Annotated in this window: 25 protein-coding genes and 1 pseudogene; 14 read left to right on the forward strand and 12 right to left on the reverse strand. The window is 71.3% G+C overall.

All coding sequences use genetic code 11. From position 1 onward, the window contains the following. Positions 1-113: 113 nt before the first annotated feature. The 6 genes from rimO (at position 114) to ACZ69M_RS39600 (ending at position 4449) form a co-directional block, all read left to right on the forward strand. On the forward strand, positions 114-1601 hold the full coding sequence (gene rimO / locus ACZ69M_RS39575; RefSeq protein WP_470057729.1) for a 30S ribosomal protein S12 methylthiotransferase RimO: 1488 nt from the start codon (positions 114-116) through the stop codon (positions 1599-1601). Next, positions 1598-2311, forward strand: a complete 714-nt coding sequence (pgsA, locus tag ACZ69M_RS39580; RefSeq protein WP_470057731.1) for a CDP-diacylglycerol--glycerol-3-phosphate 3-phosphatidyltransferase — start codon at positions 1598-1600, stop codon at positions 2309-2311. Before rimO ends, pgsA begins: the two co-directional genes overlap by 4 nt. Continuing rightward, on the forward strand, positions 2308-2853 hold the full coding sequence (locus tag ACZ69M_RS39585) for a CinA family protein (protein ID WP_470057733.1): 546 nt from the start codon (positions 2308-2310) through the stop codon (positions 2851-2853). The genes pgsA and ACZ69M_RS39585 overlap by 4 nt, the downstream gene beginning before the upstream one ends. Before the next feature lie 109 nt (positions 2854-2962). After that, positions 2963-3340, forward strand: coding sequence for a helix-turn-helix domain-containing protein (locus ACZ69M_RS39590; RefSeq protein ID WP_054228608.1), 378 nt, complete (start codon positions 2963-2965; stop codon positions 3338-3340). A 213-nt stretch (positions 3341-3553) separates the two neighbouring features. Beyond that, positions 3554-4024, forward strand: a complete 471-nt coding sequence (locus tag ACZ69M_RS39595; protein ID WP_352051082.1) for a Dps family protein — start codon at positions 3554-3556, stop codon at positions 4022-4024. A 164-nt stretch (positions 4025-4188) separates the two neighbouring features. After that, positions 4189-4449 carry a hypothetical protein gene (locus tag ACZ69M_RS39600; RefSeq protein WP_470057735.1) on the forward strand — a complete coding sequence of 87 codons (261 nt, stop codon included), beginning with the start codon at positions 4189-4191 and terminating at the stop codon, positions 4447-4449. A gap of 207 nt (positions 4450-4656) precedes the next feature. Here the strand turns inward: ACZ69M_RS39600 and ACZ69M_RS39605 are convergent, their stop codons facing one another. The 3 genes from ACZ69M_RS39605 to ACZ69M_RS39615 form a co-directional block, all read right to left on the reverse strand. Continuing rightward, complete coding sequence (locus tag ACZ69M_RS39605; RefSeq protein WP_470057737.1) at positions 4657-5418, reverse strand: SDR family NAD(P)-dependent oxidoreductase; 762 nt, start codon at positions 5416-5418, stop codon at positions 4657-4659. Positions 5419-5490: 72 nt separating this feature from the next. Further along, on the reverse strand, positions 5491-6327 hold the full coding sequence (locus ACZ69M_RS39610) for a DNA-formamidopyrimidine glycosylase family protein (protein ID WP_470057738.1): 837 nt from the start codon (positions 6325-6327) through the stop codon (positions 5491-5493). 92 nt (positions 6328-6419) lie between these two features. After that, positions 6420-11393 carry an ATP-dependent helicase gene (locus ACZ69M_RS39615; protein ID WP_470057740.1) on the reverse strand — a complete coding sequence of 1658 codons (4974 nt, stop codon included), beginning with the start codon at positions 11391-11393 and terminating at the stop codon, positions 6420-6422. 148 nt (positions 11394-11541) lie between these two features. Here ACZ69M_RS39615 and ACZ69M_RS39620 point away from each other — a divergent pair, with 148 nt between their 5' ends. Genes ACZ69M_RS39620 through ACZ69M_RS39630 form a run of 3 tightly spaced genes read left to right on the forward strand, consistent with a single transcriptional unit; the run spans position 11542 to position 13480 of the window. Beyond that, positions 11542-12537, forward strand: coding sequence for an AraC family transcriptional regulator (locus tag ACZ69M_RS39620; RefSeq protein WP_470057742.1), 996 nt, complete (start codon positions 11542-11544; stop codon positions 12535-12537). Further along, complete coding sequence (locus ACZ69M_RS39625) at positions 12435-13175, forward strand: AzlC family ABC transporter permease (RefSeq protein WP_470057924.1); 741 nt, start codon at positions 12435-12437, stop codon at positions 13173-13175. Before ACZ69M_RS39620 ends, ACZ69M_RS39625 begins: the two co-directional genes overlap by 103 nt. Continuing rightward, positions 13172-13480: an AzlD domain-containing protein gene (locus ACZ69M_RS39630; protein WP_352051076.1), complete on the forward strand. Its 309-nt coding sequence runs from the start codon at positions 13172-13174 to the stop codon at positions 13478-13480. Before ACZ69M_RS39625 ends, ACZ69M_RS39630 begins: the two co-directional genes overlap by 4 nt. A gap of 58 nt (positions 13481-13538) precedes the next feature. Here ACZ69M_RS39630 and ACZ69M_RS39635 read toward each other — a convergent pair whose 3' ends face one another. Next, positions 13539-14492 (reverse strand): hypothetical protein, encoded by a 954-nt coding sequence (locus tag ACZ69M_RS39635; RefSeq protein ID WP_470057744.1) that lies wholly within the window; start codon positions 14490-14492, stop codon positions 13539-13541. Between the two features lie 80 nt (positions 14493-14572). On the opposite strand from ACZ69M_RS39635, the gene ACZ69M_RS39640 reads away from it, so the two are divergent. Next, positions 14573-14767: a DUF3046 domain-containing protein gene (locus tag ACZ69M_RS39640; protein ID WP_099920341.1), complete on the forward strand. Its 195-nt coding sequence runs from the start codon at positions 14573-14575 to the stop codon at positions 14765-14767. Positions 14768-14827: 60 nt separating this feature from the next. Beyond that, complete coding sequence (locus ACZ69M_RS39645; RefSeq protein WP_470057746.1) at positions 14828-16042, forward strand: AI-2E family transporter; 1215 nt, start codon at positions 14828-14830, stop codon at positions 16040-16042. A gap of 31 nt (positions 16043-16073) precedes the next feature. Here the strand turns inward: ACZ69M_RS39645 and ACZ69M_RS39650 are convergent, their stop codons facing one another. Continuing rightward, positions 16074-16928: a hypothetical protein gene (locus ACZ69M_RS39650; RefSeq protein WP_470057748.1), complete on the reverse strand. Its 855-nt coding sequence runs from the start codon at positions 16926-16928 to the stop codon at positions 16074-16076. Positions 16929-17254: 326 nt separating this feature from the next. Between ACZ69M_RS39650 and recA the strand changes: the two genes are divergently transcribed. The 3 genes from recA (at position 17255) to ACZ69M_RS39665 (ending at position 21130) form a co-directional block, all read left to right on the forward strand. Further along, complete coding sequence (gene recA, locus ACZ69M_RS39655; RefSeq protein WP_470057749.1) at positions 17255-18379, forward strand: recombinase RecA; 1125 nt, start codon at positions 17255-17257, stop codon at positions 18377-18379. A gap of 3 nt (positions 18380-18382) precedes the next feature. Then, complete coding sequence (gene recX, locus ACZ69M_RS39660; RefSeq protein WP_470057751.1) at positions 18383-19357, forward strand: recombination regulator RecX; 975 nt, start codon at positions 18383-18385, stop codon at positions 19355-19357. A gap of 141 nt (positions 19358-19498) precedes the next feature. Continuing rightward, positions 19499-21130, forward strand: a complete 1632-nt coding sequence (locus ACZ69M_RS39665) for a nuclease/transposase family protein (protein WP_470057753.1) — start codon at positions 19499-19501, stop codon at positions 21128-21130. Positions 21131-21135: 5 nt separating this feature from the next. Here ACZ69M_RS39665 and ACZ69M_RS39670 read toward each other — a convergent pair. From ACZ69M_RS39670 to ACZ69M_RS39700, 7 genes and pseudogenes are all read right to left on the reverse strand, one after another. After that, positions 21136-21348: pseudogene (locus ACZ69M_RS39670) on the reverse strand (rhodanese-like domain-containing protein); the annotation flags it as partial. Continuing rightward, positions 21339-21875: a cupin domain-containing protein gene (locus tag ACZ69M_RS39675; protein ID WP_470057926.1), complete on the reverse strand. Its 537-nt coding sequence runs from the start codon at positions 21873-21875 to the stop codon at positions 21339-21341. The pseudogene ACZ69M_RS39670 and the gene ACZ69M_RS39675, both read right to left, overlap by 10 nt. Positions 21876-21963: 88 nt before the next feature. Beyond that, a complete protein-coding gene (locus ACZ69M_RS39680; RefSeq protein WP_313960178.1) occupies positions 21964-22050 on the reverse strand; it encodes a putative leader peptide in 87 nt (28 codons plus the stop codon). Between the two features lie 159 nt (positions 22051-22209). Beyond that, entirely contained in the window at positions 22210-24066 is a 1857-nt protein-coding gene (locus ACZ69M_RS39685) for an FAD-dependent monooxygenase (RefSeq protein WP_470057755.1), read from the reverse strand. A 176-nt stretch (positions 24067-24242) separates the two neighbouring features. Further along, positions 24243-25139 carry an amino acid ABC transporter permease gene (locus tag ACZ69M_RS39690; RefSeq protein WP_470057757.1) on the reverse strand — a complete coding sequence of 299 codons (897 nt, stop codon included), beginning with the start codon at positions 25137-25139 and terminating at the stop codon, positions 24243-24245. Further along, positions 25136-25801, reverse strand: a complete 666-nt coding sequence (locus ACZ69M_RS39695) for an amino acid ABC transporter permease (protein ID WP_388203577.1) — start codon at positions 25799-25801, stop codon at positions 25136-25138. Before ACZ69M_RS39695 ends, ACZ69M_RS39690 begins: the two co-directional genes overlap by 4 nt. A 75-nt stretch (positions 25802-25876) precedes the next feature. Continuing rightward, positions 25877-26716: a glutamate ABC transporter substrate-binding protein gene (locus ACZ69M_RS39700; protein ID WP_470057759.1), complete on the reverse strand. Its 840-nt coding sequence runs from the start codon at positions 26714-26716 to the stop codon at positions 25877-25879. Positions 26717-26734: the final 18 nt, after the last annotated feature.

Consider the following 26734-nt stretch of genomic DNA (forward strand, 5'->3'; position numbering starts at 1 on the left):
GGCTCACGAAACGGGCGCACAAAGGGTTCTCCGCACAGGCGGGTACGGGGTTGGCCAAGATCGGCCAACCCCGTCGACGTGGGCTGTCAGTGAGACAAAGTAGTCTTGAGCCCATGCCTGAACGCCGTACCGTCGCACTCGTCACCCTTGGCTGCGCCCGTAACGAGGTGGACTCGGAGGAGCTCGCAGGCCGCTTGGAGGCGGACGGCTGGCAACTCGTGGAGGACGCCGAAGAAGCGGACGTCGCCGTCGTCAACACCTGTGGCTTCGTCGAAGCCGCCAAGAAGGACTCCGTCGACGCACTCCTGGAAGCCAATGACCTCAAGGGGCATGGCAGAACCCAGGCCGTCGTGGCGGTGGGCTGCATGGCCGAGCGGTACGGCAAGGAGCTCGCCGAGGCCCTCCCCGAGGCCGACGGCGTCCTCGGCTTCGACGACTACGCGGACATCTCGGACCGCCTCCAGACCATCCTGAACGGCGGCATCCACGCCTCCCACACCCCCCGCGACCGGCGCAAGCTGCTGCCGATCAGCCCCGCCGAGCGGCAGAGCGCGGGCGAGGAGGTGGCCCTTCCCGGCCACGGCGCCCCCTCGGACCTCCCGGAGGGCGTCGCCCCGGTCTCCGGCCCGCGTGCGCCCCTGCGCCGCCGCCTGGACGGCTCCCCGGTGGCCTCGGTGAAGCTCGCCTCCGGCTGCGACCGGCGCTGCTCCTTCTGCGCCATCCCGTCCTTCCGCGGCTCCTTCATCTCGCGCCGCCCCAGCGACGTGCTGAACGAGACCCGCTGGCTGGCCGAGCAGGGCGTCAAGGAGATCATGCTGGTCTCCGAGAACAACACCTCGTACGGCAAGGACCTGGGCGACATCCGCCTCCTGGAGACCATGCTGCCCGAGCTCGCCGAGATCGACGGCATCGAGCGCGTGCGCGTGAGCTACCTCCAGCCCGCCGAGATGCGCCCCGGGCTCATCGACGTGCTGACCTCCACGCCGAACATCGCGCCCTACTTCGACCTGTCCTTCCAGCACTCCGCGCCCGACGTACTGCGCGCGATGCGGCGCTTCGGCGACACGGACCGCTTCCTGGAGCTGCTCGACACCATCCGCTCCAAGGCCCCGCAGGCCGGCGTGCGGTCCAACTTCATCGTGGGCTTCCCCGGTGAGACCGAGGCCGACCTCGCGGAGCTGGAGCGCTTCCTCACGGGCGCACGCCTCGACGCCATCGGCGTCTTCGGGTACTCCGACGAGGACGGCACGGAGGCGGCGACGTACGACAACAAGCTCGACCAGGACGTGGTCGACGAGCGCCTCGCGCGCGTGTCCCGGCTCGCCGAGGAACTGGTCGCGCAGCGCGCCGAGGAGCGCGTCGGTGAGACCGTCCACGTGCTCGTCGAGTCGATCGGCTCCGCCGACGGGGAGGAGTGGGGCGCGGTCGGCCGTGCCGCGCACCAGGCGCCCGAGACCGACGGTCAGGTGCAGTTCACGAGCGGCGAAGGTCTGACGGTGGGCCGTATCGTCGAGGCCAAGGTGGTCGGTGCGGAAGGTGTCGACCTGGTGGCCGAGCCGCTCCTGGGCTCGCTCCCGTGTACTGAGGAGGCGGCCAGATGACCGGAGCCCCGGCGTCCGCGGCGGGCGGCTCCTCCAGCGCGAACGGCGCGGCGGGCGCTCCCGGCGTTCCCGGGGGCTCCAAGCCGGCGCGGGGCGGGAAGCTGGGCGCTGTGGCCGTCAATCAGGCCAGCCTCTGGAACATCGCGAACATCCTGACCATGATCCGGCTCGTCCTGGTGCCGGGCTTCGTGGCGCTCATGCTGGCCGACGGCGGGTACGACCCCGCGTGGCGTGCCTGGGCGTGGGCTGCCTTCGCCGTCGCCATGATCACCGACATCTTCGACGGGCACCTGGCGCGTACGTACGACCTGGTCACCGACTTCGGGAAGATCGCTGACCCCATCGCCGACAAGGCGATCATGGGTGCGGCGCTGATCTGCCTGTCCTACCTCGGTGATCTGCCGTGGTGGGTCACGGGAGTGATCCTCGGGCGCGAGCTCGGGATCACCCTGATGCGCTTCCTGGTGATCCGCTACGGGGTCATTCCGGCCAGCCGTGGCGGCAAGCTGAAGACCCTCGCGCAGGGCACCGCGGTCGGGATGTACGTCCTGGCGCTGACGGGGCCGCTGGCCACCCTGAGGTTCTGGGTGATGGCCGTGGCGGTCGTCCTGACCGTCGTCACCGGGCTCGACTACGTAAGACAGGCCGTTGTGCTGCGCAGGAGCGGGATCGCCGAGCGGCAGGCGGCCGCCGAGGAGGCAGAACGGTGAGTTCTGCGGCCGCCGAAGTGCTGCGACTACTCACGGTGAGGGGCGAGACGCTCGCCGTCGCCGAGTCGCTGACCGGTGGTCTGGTGGCGGCGGAGATCACCGCGACGCCCGGGGCCTCCCAGGCCTTCCGGGGCTCCGTGACGGCGTACGCCACCGAACTCAAGCACGAACTGCTGGGTGTCGACGCCACTCTGTTGGCCCAGCGTGGTGCGGTGGATCCGCAGGTCGCGGCCCAGATGGCGGCCGGTGTGCGCAAGGCGCTCGGCGCGGACTGGGGGATCGCGACCACCGGTGTCGCGGGACCCGAACCCCAGGACGGGCAGCCGGTCGGGACGGTTTTCGTGGCCGTCGAAGGGCCCTCCCGAGCATCTTTTCATGCTGCCGGCGGCGGGAAAGTGATACCGCTGCGGTTGAACGGCGACCGGGCGGAAATCCGTATGGAGAGTGTACGGAGCGTACTCGCACTGCTCCTGAAGGAGCTGGCGGGCGAACAGACCGGGAATGAGCGGGCACAGGATACGGAACAGAACGGGGGGTTTTGATGTTTGCAGCCCTGAGTGAACACGACATCGCTCCCCGCACGGCCGCGGCGCAAGGCGGTACGGTGGGGCGTGAAGGATGCGGCTACGCGGTCCGAGGAGGGAGCCACCGATGATTCTGCTCCGTCGCCTGCTTGGTGACGTGCTGCGTCGGCAGCGCCAGCGCCAGGGCCGTACTCTGCGCGAAGTCTCCTCGTCCGCCCGAGTTTCACTCGGCTATCTCTCCGAGGTGGAGCGGGGGCAGAAGGAGGCATCCTCCGAGCTGCTCTCCGCCATCTGCGACGCGCTGGACGTACGGATGTCCGAGCTCATGCGGGAAGTGAGCGACGAGCTCGCTCTCGCCGAGCTGGCCCAGTCTGCAGCGGCCACTGAGCCGGTGCCCACACCGGTGCGCCGTCCGATGCTGAATTCCGTATCGGTCACCGGCGTACCACCGGAACGGGTCACCATCAAGGCGCCTGCCGAGGCGGTCGACGTCGTCGCCGCCTGACGCTCACGAGTTCGCGCTCATGAGCTGAGCACGCTTGTGAAAGCCCCGGCCGGGGCTGCTCCAGGGGAAACCTGGAGCGGTTTCGGCCGGGGCTTTCGCTGTCTCCCGGTCCACTCGCTCCAGGTGACCCGAATTGTGCGTATATGCCATGGTTGATGAGGTCGTGATGGACGCGGCCGTTGTTGATCAGGTCGAGTGGATCGGAGAATCCCGATGTACGTCGTGAAGAGCCCGTTGTCCGACGCGGATCTCAAGACCGTGTCCGGCGCCCTCCAGGGAGCGCTGGTCGACCTGGTGGATCTCTCCTTGGTGGCGAAGCAGATCCACTGGAACGTGGTCGGACCGCGCTTCCGTTCCATCCACCTCCAGCTCGACGAGGTCGTGGACACCGCACGGCTGCACTCCGACACGGTGGCGGAGCGCGCCTCGACGCTCGGAGTTCCGCCCGACGGACGTGCCGCGACCGTGGCCACCACCAGCGGTATCGGTGTGACACCCGAGGGCTGGATCAAGGACACCGACGCCGTGGAGGCGCTCGTGGACGCGCTGAGCGCGGTGATCAGCCGGATGCGGGTGCGGGTGGACGCGACGGGCGAAGCCGATCCGGTGAGCCAGGACATCTTCATCCAGATCACCGCCGACCTCGAGAAGCATCACTGGATGTTCCAGGCGGAGAACGGGTGACGCCCGGAGGCGGGCGGCTCACGGTGGTGACCGCCGGGCGCCCCGTGGTGGCCAGGGGGCGCCGTGACCGGCTTCGGATGTGTCTTGGGTGCGCCTCTGTGCCGTTGATGCGCCCTGCCGGTGGGTGAGAGCGCGGGTCTAGCTTCGGGCTGGAGGTGGACACCATGGCAGGGCGGATAGCGCGCTGGGGGGCTGCGCTGGGGCTCGGTGCGCTGTGGTGGTGGGGCGTCGTCCGGCTCGCGCTGGCGCCCGATGCCGGGGCGCTGGAAGGGGCGGTCGCGGCCGGGGGATGGGGGTTGAGCCTGCTGCCGGTGCACTGTGTGCCGAAGGCGGAGGTCGTGCGCGCCGGCGCCGGGGCGCACGGGCGGCGCGAGGGGTGGCTACGACGTGGGACGCGTGGGGGGCGTGAGCCGGGGGCTTCGTAGCGGCGGGGCGCTCGGTGGAGGGGGTGGGAGGGGTGTGGCGCGTTTGGGGGCGCGTGGCGCCTGGGGCTCGGCGCGGGAGGGGGCTGGGCACAGAGGGGGCGGGAGCAGGGTGGAGATGTCGCAGGGCGGATGCCCGGAGGCGGCGGCGCGGGGGTGCTGCTGGCGTTGGTGGGGTTGCTGGGGGCGGCGTGGGGGTGCCGCTGGGCGCTACCAAGGCATCGCTACGCCGCCGTTCGGGCGCAGGATCTGCCCCGTCGTGAACGCCGAGGCGTCGGAGGCCAGATGCAGCACGGCATGGGCGATGTCCTCGGGTTCGCCGACCCGGCCGAGCGGCGACAGCCGGGCCATGACCGCTTCGGTGCGCGCCTGGGCGTCCCCGTGACGGTCGGTCATCGGCGTACGTGTCCAGCCGGGCGCGACCGCGTTGACACGGATGCCGTGCGGGCCGATCTCGGTCGCCAGGGTCTTCGTCAGCTGCACGACGGCCGCCTTCGACGCGCCGTAGCAGAGCAGGCCGGGGCCGCCGGTGTCGATGGCGCCGGACGCCATCGTGATGATGCTCCCGCGGACGCTCGTCGCGATCATGAGGCGGGCGGCCTCCTGGCAGGCGTACAGCACGCCCTTGAAGTTGACGCCCAGCACGCGGTCCAGGTCCTCGTCCCGGGTCTCCAGGACCGGGCTGCGGTGCATGATCCCGGCGACCGCCGCCATGACGTCGAGCCGTTCGCAGGACGCGACGGCCTGTCGGAGCTGCGTACGGTCGCTGACGTCGAGCGGATGTGTGTGGGCCGTACCGCCCTGGGCCTTGATGAGGGTCGCCGTCTCGTGCAGGCCCTGCGGGTCCCGGTCCGCGCAGTGGACGGTGGCCCCCGCCTCCGCCAGTAGGACGGCTGACGCGCGGCCGATCCCGCTGGCGGCGCCGGTGACGAATGCGGTGCGTCCGGTGAGGTCGTACGCCTTGACGGGCATGAAGGGACGGTACGAGGGTTTCTGACGGTCCGTCAATTAGTCGTATGGCAAGGAGTTGTACGGCGGGGAGTTCTACGGGAGGGGCCGGTGCTCGGAGGGCGGGATACGGCCCGGGGCCGGAGTCGGGCCTGACTGGCACGTCGGGCACCAGTACGTGGGGCGCTCTCGGGAGCCGTCGCCCTGGTCGGCCCGGCGGATCGAGGTGCCACAGCGCAGACAGGGGCGGGGTGCGCGGCCGTACACGAAGAGGTTCTGGTCGCGACGGCCGGTGGTGATGCGGGTCGGGCGGTCGCGGTTGGTCTCCAGGAGCTTCTTGGCCAGGGCCGGGAGCAGGGTGGCGCGATCGGCGGGAAGCTCACCGATGGGCAGCCAGGGGGTGACCCGGAGGAGGAAGCACAGCTCGCTCTTGTAGACATTGCCGATCCCGGCGAGGTTGCGCTGGTCGAGGAGAGCCTCGCCGAGGGAGCGGGCGGGGTCTTGGAGGAGGTTCTCCAAGGCGCTGTCGGGGTTCCAGTCCGGGCCGAGGAGGTCGGGGCCGAGGTGGCCTACGGCGCGGTCCTCGTCCGTGGTGCGGAGCAACTCCAGGACGGGGAGCCGGTAGCCGACGGCCGTGCGGTCCGCGGTGCCGAGGATGGCCCGGATCTGGTGGGCGGGGCCGCCGCTCCAGCGCTGGCCGTTCGCGTACACCTTCCAGGAGCCGTCCATGCGCAGATGCGAGTGCAGGGTCAGGCCGCCCTCGATCCGGGTGAGGAGGTGCTTGCCGCGCGGGGTGACATCCAGGACGGTGCGGCCGGTGAGGTCTGCGGTGGCGTACTTGGGCACCCGCAGGTCGGAGCGGGTCAGCACCTTGCCCGCGAGGGCGATGTGCAGTCGCCTCGCGGCTTGCCAGACGGTGTCTCCTTCGGGCATGGGTTCCAGGGTGGCACGAGTGGGGTGAGGAGCGGCAGGGTGGGGCGGAGTGGGGTGGGATGCGGGTACGTGGGGTGCGTGCGGTTGGGGGCTCAGGCGCGCAGGCGCAGGCCGCGGGGGGTCGCGATGAAGCCGGCGCCTTCCAGGAGGGTGCCGAACGGGGATGTCAGGGCGGAGGCGCCGTTGACGCGCTCCACCGTGACCGTGCCGAGGGAGCCCGCGCGGGCGGCCGCGGCGAGGGCGTCGGCGGCGGCACGCAGACGGGCGTCCTCCATGACCGAGCCGTCCAGGTCCGAAGGCCAGGCCAGCAGGGTCTTGCCGCCGCGCTCCATGTACAGCGTCAGCTCACCGTCGACGAGCACGACCAGGGAGCCCGCCTTACGGCCCGGTTTGTGTCCGGCGCCGGTGGGGGGCTCGGGCCAGGAAAGGGCGGCGCCGTACGCGTTCGCGGGGTCGGCGGCAGCCAGGACCACGGCCTGGGAGGTGGCCCGGGACGAGGAACGGGAGCGGAACCGGTTGGGGGAGAGCACGGGGTCGGCGGGGTCGCTCGCGAAGCCGTGGTCGTCGGCGAAGACGGAGTCCTCGGTCTCGGGGAAACCGAGGGGGCTCGTCGCGTCGAGGTCGAGGTCGAGGTCGTCGGGGAAGGCGTGGGTGTGCGCGGGGTCGTCGTGGCCGTCAGGGAAACCGTTGGTGTGCGCGGGGTCGCGGCTGTCGGGGAAACCGTTGGTGTGGCGGCGGCCGGGGGCGTCCGGGAAACCGGTCGGCGCCGGGAAGGTGTCTCCCGGGATGCTGTCCCTGGGGTCCTGGGCGGTCAGTGATTCGCCCCGGTCCCGCGCGTTCGCCGCCGCGCGCAGGCGGTCCACCGCTCCGTCCATCGCGAACTGGGCGGCACCCAGTCCTTCCACCACGTAACCCCGGCGGGCCTGCCCGCTGTCCTCGAAGGCGGACAGGATGCGGTACACGGCGGAGAAGCCGCCTTCGACCCCTTCCGCGGCGACGGCGCCCCGGGTCACCACGCCGTGCCGGTCGAGCAGTGTGCGGGCCAGGGCGTGGGCGCGCACGGTGGCGTCGGGCTCACGGGCGGGCAGCAGCGACCAGCGGCCGGCCACCGTCGGCGGGCCCGTACGGGACTGGGGCCGTGCCGCGCCGGTCAGGGAGCCGTAGCGGCCGCGCGGGACCGTGCGTTTGGCGCGGTGCGCCGTGGACCCGGCGGTGCGACCCGAACCCAGGAGGGCGCGCATCGGTGCGAGCGTGTCGTTCGTGAGCCGACCGGACCAGGCCAGGTCCCAGATCGTGTCGGCGAGTTGGGGATCGGTGGCGTCGGGGTGGGTGGTGGCGCGGACCTGGTCGGCGATCTGGCGGAAGAACAGGCCGTAGCCCCCGGAGAGGGCGTCCAGCGCCGACTGGTGCAGGGCGGTCAGCTCCAGGGGGTGCGGGTCCGGGAGGAGCAGCGGAGCCGCGTCCGCGAGATAGAGCGAGACCCAGCCGTCCTTGCCCGGCAGCGCCCCGGCCCCGGCCCAGACCACCTCTCCGGCGGCCGTGAGTTCGTCGAGCAGCGCGGGGGCGTAACCGGAGACGCGGGAGGGGAGGACCAGCTTCTCCAGGGCGGAGGCGGGCACCGAGGCTCCCTGCAACTGCTCGATGGCGCGTACCAGTCCGTCGATGCCGCGCAGCCCGTGCCCGCTGTCGACGTGCTGCCACTGCGGCAGGAACTGTGCGAGCGCGGCGGGCGGCACCGGCTCCAACTCGTGGCGCAGGGCCGCGAGCGAACGGCGCCGCAGTCTGCGCAGCACGGCCGCGTCGCACCACTCCTGGCCGATGCCCGCCGGGTGGAACTCCCCTTGGACGACGCGGCCGTTCGCCGCGAGGCGTTGCAGTGCTCCGTCCGTGACGGCCGTGCCGAGACCGAAGCGGGCGGCTGCGGTGGTGGAGGTGAACGGGCCGTGGGTGCGTGCGTAGCGCGCGAGGAGGTCGCCGAGCGGGTCCTTGACCGGCTCCGTGAAGGCCTCGGGGACGCCGACGGGCAGCGCCGTGCCCAAAGCGTCCCGCAGGCGGCCGGCGTCCTCGATCGCCGCCCAGTGGTCGGCGCCGGCGATACGGACCTTGATGGCGCGGCGGGCGGCGGCCAGCTCCTTGGCCCACTGCGACTCGGCGCCGCGCTCGGCCAGGTCGGCATCCGTGAGCGGGCCCAGCAGGCGCAGCAGGTCGGCGACGCCTTCGGCGTCCTTGACCCGGCGGTCCTCGGTGAGCCACTGGAGCTCCCGCTCCAGCTCGGCCAGGACCTCGGCGTCGAGCAGCTCGCGCAGCTCGGCCTGGCCCAGGAGCTCGGCCAGCAGGCGGGAGTCCAGGGACAGGGCGGCGGCGCGTCGCTCGGCGAGCGGGGAGTCGCCCTCGTACAGGAACTGGGCCACGTATCCGAACAGGAGGGAGCGCGCGAAGGGGGAGGGCTCGGGCGTGGTGACCTCGACGAGCCGCACCTTGCGGGACTCGATGTCGCCCATCAGCTCGGTGAGCCCGGGGACGTCGAAGACGTCCTGGAGGCATTCGCGGACCGCTTCGAGGACGATCGGGAACGATCCGAACTCGCCGGCCACCTGGAGCAGTTGGGCGGCGCGCTGCCGCTGCTGCCACAGCGGGGTGCGCTTTCCCGGGCTGCGGCGCGGCAGCAGCAGCGCGCGGGCCGCGCACTCACGGAACCGGGCCGCGAACAGAGCCGAGCCGCCCACCTGGTCGGTGACGATCTGGTCGACCTCGCCCTTGTCGAAGGCGACGTCCGCCGCGCCGACGGGCGCCTGCTCCGTGTCGTACTCCGTGCCCAGCTTCATGGGCTCCTGGTCGAGCAGGTCCAGGCCCATCACGTCGGCGTCGGGCAGGCGCAGCACGATGCCGTCGTCGGCGTGCATGACCTGGGCGTCCATGCCGTAGCGCTCGGAGAGCCGGGCGCCCAGTGCCAGGGCCCAGGGGGCGTGCACCTGGGCGCCGAAGGGGGAGTGCACGACCACCCGCCAGTCGCCCAGCTCGTCACGGAACCGCTCGACGACGATCGTGCGGTCGTCCGGGACGTGACCGCACGCCTCGCGCTGTTCGGTGAGGTACGACAGCACGTTGTCGGCGGCCCAGGCGTCCAGTCCCGCGGCCAGCAGCCGCAGGCGGGCGTCGTCCCTGGGGAGCGAGCCCACCTCGCGGAGGAACGCGCCGACCGCCCGGCCGAGCTCGAGAGGGCGGCCGAGCTGGTCGCCCTTCCAGAAGGGGAGCCGGCCCGGGACACCGGGGGCGGGGGAAACCAGGACGCGGTCGCGGGTGATGTCCTCGATGCGCCAGGAACTCGTGCCGAGCGTGAAGACGTCCCCGACGCGGGACTCGTAGACCATCTCCTCGTCGAGCTCACCGACCCGGCCGCCGCCCTTCTTGGGGTCGGATCCCGCGAGGAAGACCCCGAACAGCCCGCGGTCGGGGATGGTCCCGCCGGAGGTGACGGCGAGGCGCTGAGCGCCGGGACGGCCCGTGATCGTACCCGCGACGCGGTCCCACACCACGCGGGGCCTGAGCTCCGCGAAGGCATCGGACGGATAGCGGCCCGCGAGCATGTCGAGCACGGCCGTGAACGCCGACTCGGGCAGCGAGGCGAAGGGCGCCGCCCGGCGGACCGTGGCGAGCAGGTCGTCGACCTGCCAGGTGTCGAGTGCGGTCATGGCGACGAGCTGCTGCGCCAGCACGTCCAAGGGGTTGGCGGGGACCCGCAGGGACTCGATGGAGCCGGTGCGCATCCGCTCGGTGACCACCGCCGCCTGGACCAGGTCGCCGCGGTACTTGGGGAAGACGACGCCGGTGGACACCGCGCCGACCTGGTGGCCCGCGCGGCCCACGCGCTGGAGGCCGGAGGCCACGGAGGGCGGTGACTCGACCTGGACGACGAGGTCGACCGCGCCCATGTCGATGCCGAGTTCGAGGCTGGAGGTGGCGACCACGGCGGGCAGGCGCCCCGCTTTCAGGTCCTCCTCGACCAGGGCCCGCTGCTCCTTGGACACCGAGCCGTGGTGAGCCCGCGCGATGACGGGCGGCGCCCCCTGGGCCGCGCCGGAGCCCCCCATCAGCTGGGCCGGGGCGTGCGCCTCCGCCAGGGGTTCGCCCGTCGCTCGCTCGTACGCGATCTCGTTCAGCCGGTTGCACAGGCGCTCCGCCAGGCGGCGGGAGTTGGCGAACACGATCGTGGAGCGGTGGGACTGGACGAGGTCGGCGATCCGCTCCTCGACATGAGGCCAGATGGAGGGCTTCTCCGCGCCCTCGCTGCCGTCGGCGACCGGGGAGCCGCCCAGCTCGGCCAGGTCCTCGACCGGGACGACCACGGAGAGGTCGAATTCCTTGCCCGACGGCGGTTGGACGATCTCCACCTTGCGGCGGGGCGAGAGATAGCGCGCCACCTCGTCCACCGGACGCACCGTCGCGGAGAGGCCGATGCGGCGCGCCGGCCTGGGCAGCACCTCGTCGAGGCGCTCGAGGGTGAGCGCGAGATGGGCGCCGCGCTTGGTGCCCGCGACCGCGTGCACCTCGTCCAGGATCACCGTCTCGATACCGGTCAGCGCGTCGCGCGTCGCCGACGTCAGCATCAGGAACAGTGACTCGGGGGTGGTGATCAGGATGTCCGGCGGGCGGGTGGCCAGCGCGCGGCGCTCGGCGGCGGGGGTGTCGCCGGAGCGGATGCCGACCTTCACCTCGGGCTCGGGCAGCCCGAGGCGCACCGACTCCTGCCGGATGCCGGTCAGCGGGCTGCGCAGATTCCGCTCCACGTCCACCGCGAGGGCCTTGAGCGGCGATACGTACAGCACCCGGCAGCGCTTCCTGGGGTCGGCCGGGGGTGGGGTCGAGGCCAGCTGGTCGAGCGCGGCGAGGAACGCTGCCAGGGTCTTGCCGGAGCCGGTCGGGGCGACCACCAGCACGTCCGAGCCCTCGCCGATGGCCTTCCACGCGCCGGCCTGGGCGGCGGTGGGCGCGGAGAAGGCCCCCGTGAACCAGCCGCGGGTCGCGGGGGAGAAGCCGTCCAGGGCTCGGTGTGCGGAGCTGACCATGCGTCCATCCTGCACCCGGCCACTGACAATCGCTCTGACCTGCGGGAACGCGCCCGATGGGGGCGATGCGCCGTCGGCTGGTGATGGGTCGGGGCCGGGGGGTGTCTCCCGCGGCCCCTCGGCGAGGGAGTGACGGAGAATGGGGGGCGTGACAGGTTCAGGGCAGGAGCGGGCTCGGCACTGGCGGTACGCGGAGCTGCCGGGTGTCGATCTGTTGCGGGCGCGGTTCGTCGAGAAGATCTTTGTGCGGCACACCCACGAGAACTTCGTGATCGCCGCCATCTCCGACGGTGTCGAGGTCTTCCACCACGGCGGCGCCGACCAGTACGCGGGTCCGGGCGCGCTCGCGCTGGTCAACCCCGACACCCCGCACACGGGCCGGGCGGGTGTTCCCGAGGGCTGGCGGTACGGGGCCGTGTACCCCTCGCCCGAGCTGGTGGCGGAGATCGCAGCGGAGACCACCACGATTCGTGGAACCCCCGGATTCGTCAGCCCGGTGCTCGACGATCCGTACGCGGCGGGTCTGGTGCACGAAGTGCTCCGGGCCGCGGAGGAGGGCAACGCGCTCGCGGCCGACACCCTGCTACGGGTCGCGGTGACCCGGTTGCTGCGCCTGAACGGCGGTCCGCTGCCGCAGCGGGGTGTGCACACCGCGGGCGCCCGTGTCGCCGCACGCGCGCGTGCCGTGCTGGAGGAGCGGATGGTCGAGCCTCCGACCCTGGAACGGCTCGCCGCCGACCTCGGCACCAGCCCCTTCGCCCTGCTGCGCGCGTTCCGCGAGACCTACGGCATGCCGCCCCACACCTGGCTGACCGACGCCCGGGTACGCCGGGCGCGCCACCTCCTGGACGCCGGTTCCGCGCCCGCCGAGGCGGCCGTCGCCGTCGGCTTCACCGACCAGCCCCATCTCAACCGTCACTTCACCCGGATCGTGGGCGTGCCTCCGGGCGCCTACCAGCGCGAGCGCAAGAACGTACAAGACGCCGACGGAGGGCCGTACCTACCGTCCGGGGTGTGGCAGAACAGACAGCTCTCGCAGATATACGAAGTGAAGAAAGCGGCGGAAAACCCGACGCGGCCGTCGTCCGGGACGCCCTGGGAGTCGGGGTCGCCGTCGGACTGTCCGGTTTCGCCTTCGGAGTGACTTCGGCAGGCAGCGGGCTCACCGTGCTGCAGACCTGCGCGCTCAGCCTCCTGGTGTTCACCGGCGCCTCGCAGTTCGCGCTCGTGGGCGCGCTCGCGAGCGGCGGCAACCCGCTCACGGCAGCTGCGGGCGCGTTCTTCCTCGGGGTGCGCAACGCGTTCTACGGACTGCGGCTGTCACAACTGCTGGCCCTCCCGCGCGCGGTACGTCCGTTCGCCGCGCAGTGGGTCATCGACGAGACCACGGCCGTCGCGCTCGCCCAGCCCACCCGCCGCAGTGTCCGGATCGGCTTCACCGTCACCGGGCTCACCCTGTACGTGCTGTGGAACCTCACCACGCTGCTGGGCGCCGTCGGGGCCGAGGCCATCGGCGACACCGACGCGTGGGGGCTGGACGCCGCCGGGCCCGCCGTCTTCCTCGCGCTGCTCGCACCGATGCTGAAGACCACCACGGAGCGCGCGGTCGCCGGTGCCGCGGTTCTTCTGGGGCTGGGTCTGCTGCCCGTGCTGCCCGCCGGAGTCCCCGTCCTGGTGGCGGCGCTGGCCGCTCCCGCCGCCCTCTACATAGAGGGGCGACGCGCTCCGAAGCCCGCCGGCCGTATGCAGGCCGACAACGACGCACCAAGGGAAGACCGTTGAACATCTGGATCGCGATCGGGGCGACCGCCGTCGGCTGCTACGCCGTCAAGCTCATCGGCCTGCTGGTCCCCGTCGGCGTCCTGGAGCGGCCGCTCGTCAAGCGCCTCGCCGCCCTGCTGCCCGTTGCCCTCCTGGCCGCGCTCACGGCTCAGCAGACCTTCGCCGACGGGCGTGTCCTGGTCGTGGACGCGAAGGTCGCAGGACTCGCTGCGGCCGCCGTTGCCCTGCTCCTGCGCGCCCCCTTCCTGCTCGTGGTCGGCGCGGCCGTGGTCGTGACGGCGGGAATGCGGGCACTGACAGGCTGACGCCCGGGACGCGGACGGCCCGCACACGCGTGTGCGGGCCGGGAACCGCCCGCGTCACTCAGCCGATGGGCCGTCCGTACGCCCGCAGGGTGCGCAGGGCCTCGATCGTCACCACGGGGCGGCACTCCAGGGCGGTACCCGGTGCCCACCGGCGCCAGCGGATCGGCCAGCCGCCGTCCTCACGCTGCTCGCCCGCCAGGAAGTCGAGCGAGCGCGCCATCTCCTCGTCGGTGAACCATGCGCGCGCGAGCGACCCAGGGGTCTTCGCGTAGTCGTGCGGGAAGTGGTGCTCGTCCGGCGCGTATCCGGATGCCACCGGAAACGCCTCCAGGCGCGCCGGGTCCAGTGCCGCGAGCCGGTGCTCGCGCACCAGGCGGCCCAGCCGGTCGGCGGCGGCCTCCGCGCGCGGTCGGTCGGGGGCGGAGTCCAGGAAGGCCACGGCCGCCTCGATCTCGTACGGGTGGGACTTGTCCAGGGACTCGACCGCCCGCCAGCAGAAGTCGGTGGCCCGGAACAGCCAGGCGTGCCATACCTCGTTGCGGTGCAGCAGGCCCACCACGGGCCCGGTGGCGAGGAGTTCACTCGGCGGGTCGTCGACGATCGGTACGAAAGGAGCGTGCGGATAGCCACGCTGACTGGGATGGACCGCCGGCAGTGCGCCGTCCGCCGTCGACACCGAGGTCAAGTAGCGGCACACGCGCTCCACGCGCTGTCCGCCGCACCGCCCGATCGAGTCGAGGACGCGTAGCGCGTGCCCGGTGTGCAGCGGCTGGCTGACCGGACCGCGGAGATCGGGTTCGAGCGCGTGACCGTATCCCTCGTCGTCATTGCGGTAGGCGGCCAGCGCGGTCTCCACCGCGTCGGCGGCGCCGACGTCGCTGTCCAGGAAGTGGTACGCGAAACGGCGCTGCTCCAGCACGCGTGCGGTGAGCCAGATGAAGTGCTCGGCGCGCGAGAGCGGGGTGTGCGCCGGGGGCGTCGGGGGGAGTGGGGATGCTCCTGATTCGGCCATGTCTCAGACCGTAGGACGGAAAGCGGTCTCGGCAAGGGGTCCCGGCCCGGGCCCACTCTCAGGGGCGGGATACTGGAGTCATGCGGTTGACGGTCTTCTGGCAGCGGATGGCGGATCACTTCGGTGAGGTGTACGCCGACACCTTCGCGCGCGATCATGTGATGACGGAGCTCGGCGGACGGACCGTGCACGAGGCGCTGAACGCCGGCTGGGAGGCCAAGGACGTGTGGCGCGTGGTGTGCGCGACCATGAACGTTCCGTACGAAAACCGCTGACGGACCCCGAAGATCCGGGGCCGGTCACCGATCGTCGGTGGCGTGGGCGAGACTTGCCCCGTGGCCCCGACAGACGAGACCGCGCAGGTCGACCAGCAGACATCCCCTTTCGGCACGACGCCGCCCACCCTGCCCCCGGGCGGGGAGGCCCCGGGGCAGGGCGCGCGCATGCCGCGCTGGCTGCCGCGCGCGATGGTGCTCGCGCTCACCCTCGTCGCCCTGTTCCAACTGGGCAGTTGGGCGTTCCACCAGCTCATCGGGCTGTTGATCAACATTCTGATCGCGTTCTTCCTGGCGCTCGCCATCGAGCCCGCCGTGAGCTGGATGGCCTCGTACGGTATGCGGCGGGGGCTGGCCGCCTTCCTCGTCTTCTTCGGTCTGCTGATCGTGACGGCCGGATTCATCACGCTGCTCGGCTCGATGCTCGCGGGTCAGATCATCAAGATGATCGAGGGCTTCCCCGAGTACCTGGACTCGGTGATCAACTGGATCAACTCGAGCTTCCACACCCATGTGAGACGGGTGGACGTCCAGGACAGCCTGGTGCACTCCGACTGGCTGCGGAAGTACGTGCAGAACAGCGCGACCGGCGTCCTGGACGTGTCCGCACAGGTGCTCGGCGGCCTCTTCAAGCTGCTGACGATCACGCTGTTCTCGTTCTACTTCGCGGCCGACGGGCCCCGGCTGCGGCGCGCGTTGTGCTCCGTGCTGCCGCCCGCGCGGCAGGCCGAGGTGCTGCGCGCGTGGGAGATAGCCGTCGACAAGACCGGCGGCTATCTGTACTCGCGCGGTCTGATGGCGCTGATCTCCGGCATCGCGCACTACATCCTGCTGCAGTCCCTGGGCGTGCCCTACGCGCCCGTGCTCGCCGTCTGGGTGGGTCTGGTCTCGCAGTTCATCCCCACCATCGGTACGTATCTCGCCGGGGCCCTGCCGATGCTGATCGCCTTCACCATCGACCCCTGGTACGCGCTGTGGGTGCTGATCTTCGTCGTGGTCTACCAGCAGTTCGAGAACTACGTACTGCAGCCCAAGCTGACGGCCAAGACCGTGGACATCCACCCCGCGGTCGCCTTCGGCTCGGTCATCGCGGGCACTGCCCTCCTCGGGGCCGTGGGTGCCCTGATCGCGATCCCCGCGGTCGCCACCCTCCAGGCCTTCCTGGGGGCCTATGTGAAGCGGTACGACGTCACGGACGACCCTCGGGTGCACGGTCACCGGACCAGGAGGTCGACCTCCTTCCGCGCCCGTCTTCGCGGGCTGCTCGGCCGATGAGGCTGATGAAGCCGATGAGGTTCACCAGGATTCACCAGGTGAGGGCCGCCCACACTCCGGCGCCCAGGACCGCCGCCGCGTAGCAGCAGACCGCCGCGCGGACGACCCGCTGCCGTGTCCGCTCGCTCCACGGCGTGTGCGAGAGCAGCCGGGCCAGCGCGGGCAGGACCAGCACGGCGTGCAGACTCACTCCGTGCAGCGGCTTGAGCGGGGCCGTCGAGTGGTACGCCGCCTCCTGGTGACCGGTGCGGGTGAGGACGACCCCGCGCGCGATCATCGCGGCGCCGGACGCCAGCGCGACGAGCAGGATCGCGAATCCGGAGCGCAGCGCGAGCGGCATCCCCGGAGGGCCCGTGGGCCGGTTCCTGAAGGAGGCCACCGCGAACACGGTGAGCAGCACCACGAGAACCCCGCCGCCCACCGCGAGCGTCATTGACACCGCCGTGTCGAAGCCGGTCTCCATGTTGAGGTGCGAGGGCACCCGCCGCCACGCCTGAAGGGTGATCCCGCCCACCTCCACGACACAGTCGGCGGCGAACACGACGAGCAGCGCCGAGCGCAGACGCGTTCCGACCCGCAGATACGACGTGACCCATGTGATCGCGATCAGCGTCAGCCCGAAAGAGAGCCCGAACGTGACGGGCTTGCGCCAGGAGACGGGCCCGTCCCAGGGGCCGCCGTCCACGGCGAAGACGACCAGATGCGCCAGCCCGGAGAGCACCAGCACGGCGCCGGTCGCATGACAGAGTCGCTCGGCGGGACGCACTCCGCCCCACGCCCCACGCCACCCGGGGCCCACCGGAGACGGTCGTGCCGCAGACGGTCGTGCGGGCGGGGCGACGTCGGTGGTCACGGCGGGAGCGGGGATTCCGCTGCGGCTCTCCATGGGGCCAAGCTTCGGCGGTCAGGGCCGTGAGGTCGTCGTACGGCCGAAGACTCCGGTGGTACGCCCCGTGGAGTAGGCGGGGATCCAGGCCGTTGTCGGTCCGCGAACGTAGGCTCGGAGGTGCTGCGTGGTGCGCTTGACACCAAAATCGAACATCCATTCTTATGGAATCTCCGGCTGGGCTCTCGGCGGGGATTTCGGCAGGGTTTTCGCAGAGATGTACCCGAGTTATCCACAGGCTGGACGGGCGTCGGGGCGCATTGTCAGTGGCAGGCGTTAGCGTCTTTGACGTGAAGCGATCGACTCAAGCAAACCGGGTGGAACCCATGGCAGGTACGGACCGCGAGAAGGCGCTCGACGCCGCGCTCGCACAGATTGAACGGCAATTCGGCAAGGGCGCGGTGATGCGCCTGGGCGAGCGGCCGAACGAGCCCATCGAGGTCATCCCCACCGGGTCGACCGCGCTCGACGTGGCCCTCGGTGTCGGCGGCCTGCCGCGCGGCCGAGTGGTGGAGGTGTACGGCCCGGAGTCCTCCGGTAAGACGACGCTGACGCTGCACGCGGTGGCGAACGCGCAGAAGGCCGGCGGCCAGGTGGCCTTCGTGGACGCCGAGCACGCCCTCGACCCCGAGTACGCGAAGAAGCTCGGTGTCGACATCGACAACCTGATCCTTTCCCAGCCGGACAACGGCGAGCAGGCGCTGGAAATCGTGGACATGCTCGTCCGCTCCGGCGCGCTCGACCTGATCGTCATCGACTCCGTCGCCGCCCTGGTGCCGCGCGCGGAGATCGAGGGCGAGATGGGCGACTCGCACGTGGGTCTGCAGGCCCGTCTGATGAGCCAGGCCCTGCGGAAGATCACCAGCGCGCTCAACCAGTCGAAGACCACTGCGATCTTCATCAACCAGCTGCGCGAGAAGATCGGCGTGATGTTCGGGTCCCCGGAGACCACGACGGGTGGCCGGGCGCTGAAGTTCTATGCCTCGGTGCGACTCGACATCCGCCGCATCGAGACGCTGAAGGACGGCACCGACGCGGTCGGCAACCGCACCCGCGTCAAGGTCGTCAAGAACAAGGTCGCGCCGCCCTTCAAGCAGGCCGAGTTCGACATCCTCTACGGGCACGGCATCAGCCGCGAGGGCGGCCTGATCGACATGGGCGTGGAGCACGGCTTCGTCCGCAAGGCCGGCGCCTGGTACACGTACGAGGGCGACCAGCTCGGCCAGGGCAAGGAGAACGCGCGCAACTTCCTGAAGGACAACCCCGACCTCGCCAACGAGATCGAGAAGAAGATCCTGGAGAAGCTGGGCGTCGGTGTGAGGCCGACGGAGCCCACCGCCGAGCCGGGCGCGGACGCGGCGGTCTCGACCCCCTCGGACGAGGCCCCGAAGACGGTGCCCGCTCCGGCGGCGAAGGCCACCAAGTCCAAGGCCGCGGCGGCCAAGAGCTAGTCCATGACGCGACGAACCGACTGGGCCGAGTACGCCTACCCCGGCCCCCCGCGGGGGCAGGGGCACGGGGGGAACGGCGACTCGGCCGGAGACGGTGAAAGAGCGCACGGCGGGGACGGACCGTACGGGGACGAGACGTACGGCGGCTCCTCCGCGTACTCCGGTGACACGTATGGCCCCGAGGCGTTCCACGGCGGGGATTCGTACGGCGGTGACGGTCCGGCGGCCTATGGCGAAGGCGAAGGTCTGACGGACGGTCATGATTCCCCGGGCGGTGGATCGCGCCGTGGCGGTGGGCGGCGCGGCGACGGGGGGCGCGGCGATGGGGGGCGCGGCGATGGGGGGCCGCGAGGTGGACGAGGGCGTCGGAGGCGTGGCGGTTTCGGTGAGCCGTCCGACGACCCACAGGACGGAGGCACTTCTTCCTCGTCGAGGGCCGAGAAGGGGGAGCCTCCAGCGGACCCGGCTGAGCGGGCGCGGGCGATCTGTCTGCGCCTGCTCACCGGGACCCCGCGCACGCGGAAGCAGCTCGCGGACGCGTTGCGCAAGCGTGAGATCCCCGACGATGTGGCGGACGAGGTGCTGTCACGGTTCGAGGAGGTCGGGCTGATCAACGACGGTGCCTTTGCGGACGCCTGGGTGGAGTCCCGGCACCACGGCCGGGGTCTGGCCCGGCGGGCGCTCGCGCGGGAGCTGCGGACCAAGGGTGTGGACTCGACGCTGATCGACGAGGCCGTCGGGCAGCTCGACTCCGAGCAGGAAGAGGCGACGGCGCGTGAGCTCGTCGCGCGCAAGCTCCGCTCCACGCGCGGCCTCGACCGCGACAAACGGTTGCGACGCCTCGCGGGCATGCTCGCCCGCAAGGGCTACTCCGAGGGGATGGCGCTGCGCGTGGTTCGCCAGGCGCTGGAGGAAGAGGGGGAGGACACGGAGGGGTTGGGAGCTGCTGCCGATGGAGACTCGAGCACGTTCTGGTGAGCAGGAGCGAGTGCCGGTGTGAGGCGTCGTGCCACGCGCCTTGAGGGAACTGGTGTTCGTGCGTCGAATGGGTGACCTTTTCAGGCGGTGCTCGTTGGATGCGGTGTCGGGATCTTCGGGTGGGACGAGCGGGGGTGAAGGATGGGCGAACTGAGGAAGGTGGCGGAGTCCTTCGTCGCGTCCGGTCCGACCGGCGTGGCGGTCAGGACCCGGCTCAAGCGCCTGCCCCCTGGGGACGAGGAGGTGCTGCGGCTGGTAGGTGCGTATCTGGGGTCGCTCGCTGCGAAGGATCTTGCGGCGCGGTGCCGGGACGGGCTGGAGCATTCCGCCGACATCTGGGCGGCCCGCAAGCGCGAGCTGACGCCTCTCTCGTCGTCGCGCTGGGCGGGCAGCATCACCAAGGCGTCGCACGACCAGTGGGTGCTGGCCCGCCGCTGTCAGTTGACGCACGTCCAGAACTTGGAAGCGGGCATCAGGACCCTCACACACCGGCTGTCCCTGCCCCTCGGGCAGAAGGGTTCCAGGAAGGCGCCGGGCGGTTACCGGTCGAAGCGGGAATGGCATGCCAAGGCGCGTCGCCTGCACGTGCTGGAAGACCGGCTGGCCGCCGAGCGGGCCGACCGCGAAGCCGGACTCGTGCACGTCGTACGCGGCGGCAAGCACCTGGCCCGCACCCGCCACCACCTCGACGCCGCCCGCCTCACCGAGGCCCAGTGGCGTGAACTCTGGGAGGCCGAGCGCTGGTTCTGCCAGGCGGATGGCGAGTCCGGCAAGCGCTACGGCAACGAGACGATCCGCGTCAGCCCCGAGGGCGAGGTGAGCATCAAGCTCTCCGCGCCGCTCGGGCATCTGGCGAACGCCGGGCACGGCCGGTACGTCCTCGCCTGCCGCGCCACGTTCGCGCACCGGGGCACCGAGTGGGCCGACCGGATTGAGGCCAACCGGGCCGTCGCCTACCGCGTTCATCTGGACGTGGGCCGAAACCGCTGGTATCTGACCGCCTCCTGGCAGATCCCGCCCACCCCCGCCATCCCCCTGCGCGCCGCGCTCGCCGACGGCGTGATCGGTGTGGACATGAACGCCGACCACCTCGCCGCCTGGCGCCTGGACACCCACGGCAACCCGACCGGCACCCCCCGCCGCTTCCTCTACGACCTGTCCGGCACACGGGAGCACCGCGACGCCCAGGTCCGCCACGCCCTCACACGGCTGTTGCACTGGGCCCTGGCCTGTGGGGTGAAGGCGATCGCCATCGAGGACCTGGACTTCGCCGCGGACAAGACCCGCGAGAAGCACGGCCGCAGGAAGCGGTTCCGGCAGGTCATCTCCGGCATGCCCACCGGCAGGCTCCGCGCCCGGCTGACCTCCATGGCCGACCAGACGGGCATCGCGATCATCGCCGTGGACCCCGCTTACACCTCCCGGTGGGGCGGCCAGCACTGGCAGAGGCCTCTCACCAGCAGCAACCGTAGGACGACTCGCCATGACGCGGCAGCGGTGGCGATCGGAAGGCGCGCCCAGGGACACCCGATCCGGCGACGGACGGCACCGCCCCCGCACGACCAGAGCGATCGTGCGGGGCATCGGACCGCCCAGGCCCGACCGGACATCCCCTGGCGTGAGGGAACCCGCCCCCGCATTCCCGGACCACGGACACGATCCGTGCCGCCCGGACGCGGAGCGAACGCGGGGGACCAGTGTGCCCAACACCGTCCGGGGCACACGGCTGAGCACGAGTCCTGGCAACAGGACTCACTCCCGCTCAGTCTTTAGGAACGGTCGAGCCGCCACTCCAGTTCGCGCTCGACGACGAGGGCGCCGGGGATCAGTCCGTCGCGCTCGCGCAGGGCGGCGTACCGGATGTCGACGAGGAGGGCTTCGCCGGCCTGCGTGGCGGAGTACGCCTCCTCGGCCTCCACCCGGTCGAGTCCCTCGCGGACCCGTTCCAGCAACGTGTCGATACCCACCGGGCGGTGTGCGCTCACTGCCAGTCCTCCGGACGCTCGACGTGCTCCAGGCGCAGTACCCGCCCCGTGCGGCTGTAGCGGCGGATCCGGGGCAGTGGCGGGTAGTACGCGTGGACGGAGATCGCGTACTCCTCGGTGGACTCGTTGAGCACCTCGTGCACGTGGTGGCGGCCGAAGGAGCGGCCCTCGCCGGCCGGCAGCCGACGTTCGCGGTCGACGTCCTCGGAGAGTTCGAGGGTCTTCCAGCCGTCGGTGGGCAGGCGGGCGGCGAGCGAGTACTCCTTGAGCTCGCCCGCGGCGGCGACGAAGGCGCCGACCGAGTCGGCGTGGTCGTGCCAGCCGGTCCCGGTGCCGGGGGGCCAGCCGATGAGCCAGGCCTCGCTGCCGCCGGGGCCCACCAGACGCACCCAGGTGCGGCCCTCGGGGTCGAGCGGGAGGGAGGCGATCAGTTCGGCGTCGGCGGCGGTGCGGCGCACGAAGTCGAACAGGTCGGCCTGGGTGGGGGCCTGGACCGGTGCGGAGAGGAAAGGCGTGAGGGAGGGGGTGGACACAGACACGGGTACCGTCCTGGGCGTTCGCGTGGGTGCGCGCGGCAGCCGACGGGGAGGGGCGGCGCGCGGGGTGAGAAGAGCTGCGAATTCAGCAGGACGGGCGACACACGCAGCCCGCATAGCGGACGAGGTCCATATGGACCCTCCGCCACAGGCGCACACAGGTGTCGGTCACGATCCGGAGTACACCATGGCGGTCCGAGCCGGTCAACTCACCGTCACTATGTGGACCATACGGTGACCGAGGGTGCCGCGATGGCCGTGGCTCAGCCTCTCCGGACGAGCTCGGCGACGTGAGCCCGGTGGTCCGGGGCGGGCCGGACCACCAGGGTCGTCAGGTCGTACTCGCCGCGGTCTGCGCTTCCGCTTCCACCGTGGCGGGGCCGCCCAGTGCCGTCTCGGCTGCCGCGTACAGGTCGGCCGGGCGCACCCCGCTCAGCGCGGTGACCAGGTGGCCGTCGGGGCGCACCAGGAGCACGGTGTGTGCCGCCGCGCCGGGATAGCTCTCGGCGACCAGCAGCTCGGCGCGGTGCGGCAGCGCGGTCACCGCGGCCGCGAGCCGGGGCATGATCCCGGCCGTCACCCAGTGCTTGCGCGCCCACACGCCCGTACCCGGAGCGATCAGTACGACGAGCAGCACCCCGCGACCGAGCCGCTCCCGCAGCTGTACGAACGAGCCGTCCTCCGCGGTCACGCGTACGTCGACGACCGGCGCACCGGGAGCCGTGTCCACCGGGGTCTCCGACTCGGTGTGCGCGGGCGCGAGCGGCGAGTCGACGTACGCCCCCGGCGCACCCAGCGGGCCGCGTCCCAGGTGGCCGTCCGTGAGCAGCGCGTCGTGGCCGCGGGCCGACCCGGGGACGTACGAGCGCAGGCCTCCGCCGCCGCGCAGCAGTGGCAGCGCCTGGTCGGCGGCGCGCAGCCGGGCGGCGACGACGGCCCGCCGCTCCGCCTGGTAGCTGTCGAGCAGCGCCTCGTGCGGGCCGTGGTGCCAGGCGAGCGCCAGCTTCCAGGCGAGGTTGTCGGCGTCCCGCAGGCCCTCGTCCAGGCCCTGGGTGCCGAGCGCGCCGAGCAGGTGCGCGGCGTCCCCGGCGAGGAAGACCCGGCCGGCCCGCCAGCGGCGGGCGAGGCGGTGGTGGACGGTGTGGACTCCGGTGTCGAGCAGCTCGTACGGGGGTGTGGAGCCCGCGTTCCAGCCCGCGAGGGTCTCGCGGATGCGCGCCACCAGCAGGTCGGGCGTGACCAGGTCCTTGCCGGGCGGCAGCAGCCAGTCCAGCCGCCACACGTCGTCGGCGAGGGGGCGCGCGGTCACCTCCCCGCTCGCGGGGCCCGACGTCCGCCACGGAGGCATCCGGTGCAGCAACGCCTGGCCGGGCCAGGGGAGTTCCGTGCGCAGCGCGGCGACGGCGTACCGTTCGACGGCTGTACGTCCGGGGAAGCGGATGTCCTGGAGCTTGCGCACGGTCGAGCGCGGTCCGTCGCAGCCGACCAGGTAACTGCCGCGCCACCATGTGCCGTTGGGGCCGCGGGTGTGCGCCGTGACGCCCGAGGACTCCTGCTCGATCGAGTCGAGGCGGCTGCCCACGGCGACCTTGATCAGCCGCTCGTGGATGATGGCCTCGCGCAGGGCGCCGGTCAGCGCGTGCTGGGCGAGGTGCAGCGGGGCGGGCGCGTCGGCGCCCTCGGAGTCCTGCGCGTCCGCGGTCGGGCCGAGCCTGGCGCTTTTCAGGCTCTGCGCGCTCCCCTTCAGGTCCCGTGCGCTCCCTCCGGAGCGCTGGGCGCCACTCTCCGAGCCGTGCGCGCCGTCCCCAAAGGCCTGCGGGCCGCCCATCGCGCCGCGTGTACCGCCCCCCGCGCCGTGCGTCGCGCCCCCGGGGCCGTGCGCATCGGCTTCGAAGTCCGGCGAGTCCGTGTCGGACGCCCGGACAGCGAAGTCGATCTCGCGCATCACCTGCTTGCGCCGCATCGACCGCCATCCGGCCCAACGGAAACCGGCATCGGTGAGGGGCAGGCCCGTCAGGCGCTCGATGAGCGCGGCCGTGTCCTCGCGCAGCACCACGGTCCGCGCGAGCCGTTGTTCGTCCTTGCCCGGCCCCTCGTCGAGGACCACGGAGGGGACCTCCTGGCGGGCCAGCGCAAGGGCCAGCGTGAGGCCCACGGGCCCCGCGCCGACGATGATCACCGGGTCCACGGCGCGCGGCCCCCTGCCCGGAGCGGTGTCCTGAGGAACGGTCGGGAACAGGCAGTTGGAACGGGGTGCACGATCACAGAACGTATGCAACCCATTGCCGGTGCTTGCGTCAAGTGACGGGGGCAGTGGTGATCATGCCACCGCCCCCGTTGACGCCGACGCAGGGTGAGGATCCGTCAGATGTTGCCGCCCGCGCCGCCCGCGCCGGTCGGCTCCGTGCCCCCGACCGCGGCCGGCGCGAGCACCACGCCCGTCGACTTCTTGCCACGCCGCAGTCGTCCCTCGAGCCAACTCGCGAAGCTCGTGAGGCTGAAGTTGATCGCGATGTAGATCAGGGCCACGACGGTGAAGCTGGCGATGGTGTTCGCGCCGTAGTACGCGCTCATCGGGCCGACGGAGGCGAGCAGCTCGGGGAAGGTCAGGACGGCGCCGCCGATCGCGGTGTCCTTCACGATCACGACGAGCTGGCTGACGATCGCCGGGAGCATCGCGGTGACCGCCTGCGGCAGCAGGATGAACCGCATGACCTGGTTCTTGCGCAGACCGACGGCCATGGCCGCCTCGGACTGCCCCTTGGGCAGCGTCAGGATGCCCGCGCGGACGATCTCCGCGAGGACCGAGGAGTTGTAGAGCACCAGTCCCGTGAAGACCGCGTAGAGCGGACGGTCGTCCGAGCTGATGTTCGTGTACTCGGAGTACGCGGCGAGAGCGAAGATCATGAGGACCAGCACCGGGATGGCGCGGAAGAACTCCACGATCGCGGCCGCCGGTATCCGGATCCAGGCGTGGTCGGAGAGCCGGGCGATGCCGAAGACGGCGCCGAGCGGCAGGGCGATGACCATGGAGAGGGCCGCGGCTTTCAGGGTGTTCAGCAGTCCCGGCCAGAGGTACGTGCTCCAGGCCTCGCCGTGGACGAAGGGTTTCCACTTCTCCCAGGCGAGCTGGTCCTTGTCGTTGAGGCTGGTGATCACCCACCACAACAGGGCCGCGATGGCGACCAGGAACAGCGCCGAGTAGAGGATGTTGCGCCGCTTGGCACGGGGGCCCTGGGCGTCGTACAGGACGGACGTCATCGCTTCACCGCAACCTTCTTGCCCACCCAGCCGAGGAGGAGGCCGGTCGGCAGCGTCAGACACATGAACCCGAAGGCGAAGACGGCTGAGATGGCGACGAGTTGGGCCTCGTTCTCGATCATGGACTTCATCAGGGTGGCCGCTTCGGCGACACCGATCGCGGCCGCCACCGTGGTGTTCTTCGTCAGGGCGATCAGCACGTTCGTCAGCGGACCGACGACCGAACGGAACGCCTGGGGAAGCACGATCAGGGTGAGGACCTGGGTGAAGTTCAGACCGATGGCGCGGGCCGCCTCCGCCTGCCCGACGGGCACGGTGTTGATGCCGGAGCGCAGCGCCTCGCAGACGAAGGCCGAGGTGTAGGCGATCAGACCGAGCACGGCCAGCCGGAAGTTGATCGTCTCGAACTTGTCCGCGCCGAGATTCACCCCCAGGGTCTGGCTGAGGCCCAACGAGGTGAACAGGATGATCACGGTCAGCGGGATGTTCCGCACGATGTTCACGTAGGCGGTGCCGAAACCGCGCATGAGAGGCACCGGACCGACCCGCATGCCGGCCAGCAGGGTTCCCCATATGAGGGAGCCGACGGCTGAGAGGACGGTGAGCTTCACCGTCATCCAGAACGCTCCCAGCAGGTCGTAACCTTGAAGAAAGTCGAACACGATTTCCCGCGCTTCCGCGTGTGGTGATGCCCGGGTGCGCCGCCCCCCGAGGGCGGCGCACCGGCGGGCCCTACATCAGCTGACGATGTTGCCGATCTTCGGAGCGGGCTCGTTCTTGTACTGCGCCGGACCGAAGTTCTTGTCCACGGCCTTCTGCCAGGAACCGTCGGAGACCATCGCCTCGAGAGCCGTGTTGATCTTGGCCTTGAGGTCGCTGCCCTTCTTGACGCCGATGCCGTAGTTCTCGTTGGTCATCTTGAAGCCGCCGAGCTTGAACTTGCCCTTGAAGGCGGCCTGCGAGGCGTAGCCGGCGAGGATCGAGTCGTCCGTCGTCAGGGCGTCGATCGCCTTGTTCTGCAGACCCGTCAGGCAGGCCGAGTACGTCGGGTACTGCTGGAGCTGGGCCTTGGGCGCCAGCTTGTCGTGCACGTTCTGCGCCGAGGTCGAACCGGTCACGGAACACAGCTTCTTGCTGTTGAGGTCCGAGGGCGACTTGATGGCGGTGTCGTCGGCGCGGATCAGCACGTCCTGGTGGGCGAGCAGGTAGGGGCCGGCGAAGTCGACCTTCTGCTGACGCTCGGGGGTGATCGAGTAGGAGGCGGCGATGAAGTCGACGTCACCGCGCGAGAGCGCGTTCTCGCGGTCGGCGCTCTTCGTCTCCTTCCACTCGATCTGGTCGGGCTTGTAGCCGAGCTTTCCGGCGACGTACGTGGCGACGTCGACGTCGAAGCCCGCGTAGCCCTGCGGGGTCTTCTGGCCGATGCCCGGCTGGTCGAACTTGATGCCGACGGTGATCTTGCCGCCGCCGCTGCCCGAGGAGCCGCTGTCCTTCTTGTCGTCGGAGCCGCACGCCGTGGCGGTCACGGCGAGTGCGAGTACGACGGCCGAGGCGGCGGTGACCTTGCGGAGCTTCATGGTGAACATCCTTTGGGT

This window comes from Streptomyces sp. NPDC107454 (assembly GCF_055582885.1).

What these genes read in the sequence shown, in the direction of transcription:
- ACZ69M_RS39650 (WP_470057748.1), bottom strand. Translation starts at nt 16,928, where the DNA reads ATGGAGAGCCGCAGCGGAATCCCCGCTCCCGCCGTGACCACCGACGTC.
- ACZ69M_RS39700 (WP_470057759.1), bottom strand. Translation starts at nt 26,716, where the DNA reads ATGAAGCTCCGCAAGGTCACCGCCGCCTCGGCCGTCGTACTCGCACTC.
- ACZ69M_RS39600 (WP_470057735.1), top strand. Translation starts at nt 4,189, where the DNA reads ATGGCAGGGCGGATAGCGCGCTGGGGGGCTGCGCTGGGGCTCGGTGCG.
- ACZ69M_RS39590 (WP_054228608.1), top strand. Translation starts at nt 2,963, where the DNA reads ATGATTCTGCTCCGTCGCCTGCTTGGTGACGTGCTGCGTCGGCAGCGC.
- ACZ69M_RS39595 (WP_352051082.1), top strand. Translation starts at nt 3,554, where the DNA reads ATGTACGTCGTGAAGAGCCCGTTGTCCGACGCGGATCTCAAGACCGTG.
- recX (WP_470057751.1), top strand. Translation starts at nt 18,383, where the DNA reads ATGACGCGACGAACCGACTGGGCCGAGTACGCCTACCCCGGCCCCCCG.
- rimO (WP_470057729.1), top strand. Translation starts at nt 114, where the DNA reads ATGCCTGAACGCCGTACCGTCGCACTCGTCACCCTTGGCTGCGCCCGT.
- ACZ69M_RS39640 (WP_099920341.1), top strand. Translation starts at nt 14,573, where the DNA reads ATGCGGTTGACGGTCTTCTGGCAGCGGATGGCGGATCACTTCGGTGAG.
- ACZ69M_RS39605 (WP_470057737.1), bottom strand. Translation starts at nt 5,418, where the DNA reads ATGCCCGTCAAGGCGTACGACCTCACCGGACGCACCGCATTCGTCACC.
- ACZ69M_RS39635 (WP_470057744.1), bottom strand. Translation starts at nt 14,492, where the DNA reads ATGGCCGAATCAGGAGCATCCCCACTCCCCCCGACGCCCCCGGCGCAC.
- ACZ69M_RS39690 (WP_470057757.1), bottom strand. Translation starts at nt 25,139, where the DNA reads ATGACGTCCGTCCTGTACGACGCCCAGGGCCCCCGTGCCAAGCGGCGC.
- ACZ69M_RS39665 (WP_470057753.1), top strand. Translation starts at nt 19,499, where the DNA reads ATGGGCGAACTGAGGAAGGTGGCGGAGTCCTTCGTCGCGTCCGGTCCG.
- pgsA (WP_470057731.1), top strand. Translation starts at nt 1,598, where the DNA reads ATGACCGGAGCCCCGGCGTCCGCGGCGGGCGGCTCCTCCAGCGCGAAC.
- recA (WP_470057749.1), top strand. Translation starts at nt 17,255, where the DNA reads ATGGCAGGTACGGACCGCGAGAAGGCGCTCGACGCCGCGCTCGCACAG.
- ACZ69M_RS39615 (WP_470057740.1), bottom strand. Translation starts at nt 11,393, where the DNA reads ATGGTCAGCTCCGCACACCGAGCCCTGGACGGCTTCTCCCCCGCGACC.
- ACZ69M_RS39610 (WP_470057738.1), bottom strand. Translation starts at nt 6,327, where the DNA reads ATGCCCGAAGGAGACACCGTCTGGCAAGCCGCGAGGCGACTGCACATC.